Origin of the sequence: Endozoicomonas sp. ONNA2 (assembly GCF_024606365.1) — a bacterium.
GTDB lineage: Bacteria > Pseudomonadota > Gammaproteobacteria > Pseudomonadales > Endozoicomonadaceae > Endozoicomonas.
Genome location: NZ_JAHHPO010000735.1, coordinates 1 through 2,189, shown reverse-complemented (window position 1 = coordinate 2,189; position 2,189 = coordinate 1). Strand labels below are relative to the sequence as shown.

The window sequence follows — 2,189 nt, the reverse complement described above, 5'->3', positions numbered from 1 at the left end:
ATACCTCATAACGTTATGTTAGTTGACCATGGTCATATTTTTACCAGCGCTCGCCGTGGCTGCTGCTAACTGATGCCATAACCGACAGTGCCATCACGGCCGGTTCGTCGTAGCTATGGTCAGAGTCAGTCTCAGATTCGGTCATTACCGGGTGCAAAGGGCTGTCAAGACGTTGTTGACCGCGGGTGAGTTCATTTCCCGTGCTTGCCATGGTGCTGCCCGCTGGAGCTGTGCAGGCCTGCCCGTTTGCTAGCGGTATCCTGTAGTTATCGATATTTTCATACACGGGCTGTTCCTCAGGGGGTGGGGCAGGATTACCCGCCAGGGGATTGCTGCCCCCTGTTGCCGAGTTTCCCCGGTGGCCTGTTAACGGTTGGTAATGGCTTTGAGGCAATGTTCTCCCATTTCCCCGGTTGTCTGACAACGATTGGTAATGGCTCTGCACAAAAGCAGGCAGTGCACTCGTATTACCCTGGCTGCCTGACAACAGTTGGTAATGGCTTTGGGGTGGCGCAGGCAGTGAACTCGTGTTTACCGGGCTGACAGGTAACAGTTGGTAATCGTTCCGGGGGATAGAAGGCAGCGGTCGGTCAGCCCGGAGTCGGCGTTCGGGTTGCTCTGGCATGGGTTGGTTACGGCCCGCATTAGTCGATGATCTTCGGTGGTAATTGCGATGGGTGTACACACCAATAATACCAATCAGCACAACAAATGCCGCGCCCAGGCTGGTGATAATGGCGATAAGGGCAGGGCTGAGTGATTCTGTTAGCGGTGGTGTGGCAAATCGGGCAGAAACCGAACTGGAAGCGGTCATGACTGTTACCGTGGGCGCATTGGTTGGGGGCGTTGTAATTGTGGCAGAACCCGGGCTGGTAAGGGGCAGATTGCTGCTGGATAACGGGGCCGGAGTTGTCGGGGGCGTTGCACTTGTGACAAAACCCTGGCCGGGGGAGGTCGTGTTGGTGGACTTGGCCAGAGTTGTGGCTGGCGTTGTTGGTGGCGTTGTTGGTGGCGTTGTTGGTGGCGCTGTTGGTGGCGCTGTTGGTGGCGTTGTCGTTATATGAGAATCCAGGCTGGAAATGTTCAAGGTTGGTACTGTTGTCAATGGCTCTGTGGTTGGATACGTTGGCGGGGCATTAGTGCCGAATAATACCTCAGAAACCTCTTGGCAATTCTTTCTTGCCAGGCGGGGGTCGAAACCTTCACAGGTCGTATTTGAATCTATATGGCAGTTGTCCGTTTTATATGTGATATTTTTACTGTTAATAATTGTGGCATTACAAACAGTTGGTTTACGACCTCCATTGATATCAGCATTTGATGAATTTTTTACACTTTTAACGGTACTTTCAATCACCCTGGTATTGTCAATTCTTCTTTTGTTACTGAGCCCTGTTTGCCCTGCGCCAATACCGGCATTTGACAGAATACCGGAGATTGTCACTTTGCATTTAACCGCCGTCGTTTTATCAATAGATCCCTGGTATTCAATATAACCCGCCCCAATACCGGCGGGAGAAAGCATTTTGGTGGTTGATACATTACATCCAAACGCTGCCGTGTCTCTGATAACAGTCAATTTGCTGCTCTCATCTCTTCTTACGCTCTTTCCCGCCCCAATGCCGGCTTTTGAATACCTGCCATCGGTGAATACGGTGCATTTATACGCCGTCGTGTATCTAACGGTTCCGCTATTTGCCCCCGACCCAATACCGGCATCTGAAAAGTGACCATCGGTTAATACTGTGCATTTATATGCTGTCGTGTATCTGGCGGTTCCTCTATTTTTCCCTGCCCCAATGCCGGCAGTTGAAAAATCACCTCTGGTTGATACGTGGCACCCGGACGCCAATGTGTTTGTGACAATACCTTTATTTTCTCCCGCCCCAATACCGGCATCTGCGTTATAACTGGTTGATACGTTGCAATTCACAGCCATTGTTTTGTCAACTGTACCGCCTTCTTTTATCAGTCCCGCACCAATACCGACTTTTGCTTCAGCACCGGTGGCGTTCACCGTGCAGCTGCTTGCTTTTATGTTGAACACAGTCCCCGCATTAACTATGCCCACCACAATACCTGCACTTGCAAATGTACTATTGGAAACAAGGTTGGCATGTTTAACGAGAATATGACTAACCGAAGCGTTGCCTGACATTCTACAAGCCACTACCCCGGCGGCTTTTTTG

Annotated in this window: 1 pseudogene; it reads right to left on the bottom strand. The window is 50.8% G+C overall.

Features of this window, described 5'->3' with window-relative positions:
• Positions 1-40: 40 nt before the first annotated feature.
• A pseudogene (locus KDK14_RS12955) lies at positions 41-2,189 on the bottom strand (hypothetical protein); the annotation flags it as partial.